This is a genomic window from Micromonospora aridisoli (genome assembly GCF_056150025.1).
The window spans coordinates 1-751 of record NZ_JAXCFK010000048.1 but is presented as its reverse complement, the minus strand read 5'-3'; the positions used below and the strand labels follow the sequence as shown (position 1 = coordinate 751).

Genomic DNA, 751 nt, shown 5'->3' with positions numbered 1-751 from the left:
CGCGACGGGTCCCGCATCGGCGTGCTGGCGTACTCCCAGGAGCACGCCCGGGAGTGGGCCACCCCGCTCGTGACGCTGGAGTTCGCGGAACGGATGCTGGCCAACTCCCGCACCGACGCCGCGACCCGGGAACTGCTGGAGCAGGTCGACATCTTCGTCATCCCGACGGTCAACCCCGACGGCGCCAACTACTCGTTCCACGACTTCAACTTCCAGCGGAAGAACCTGGTGAACCACTGCACCGGCACCAGCCGCGACCCCCGCAACCGTGACTCGTGGGGGGTGGACCTCAACCGCAACTACACCGTCGGCTCGTACTTCGACGGTTACGTGGGCGCCAGCGCCAACTGCCTCTCCGGCAGCTACGCCGGGACGAGCGAACTCTCCGAGGCGGAGAGCCGCAACGTCGTGGCGCTGGCCCGAGAGCACGACAACATCCGGTTCGCGATGAACGTGCACTCCTACGGCGGGTACTTCATGTGGCCGCCGGGGGCGTACAAGGCCGACGGGCGGGTGACGCTGCCGAGGCCGTCGATCGACGAGTCGAAGCTCTTCCTGGACAGCGCCCGGCGGATCGTCGGCGCGATCGCGCAGGAACGCGGCACGGTCACCTGGCCGTCGCAGACCGGCCCGGTCGCCGACGTGCTCTACTCGGCGGCCGGCAACTCGGCCGACCAGCTCTACTACGAGCTGGGCATCTTCGCCTGGGACTTCGAGGTCGGGAACGACAGGTGGAACGAGACCACCGGTC

General features: G+C 68.4%; 1 protein-coding gene. It reads left to right on the top strand.

Going from position 1 to position 751, the window contains the following annotated elements; all coding sequences use genetic code 11:
- Positions 1 to 751: M14 family zinc carboxypeptidase (locus SM447_RS29255; RefSeq protein WP_474576098.1), on the top strand; the 751-nt coding region annotated here is incomplete at both ends.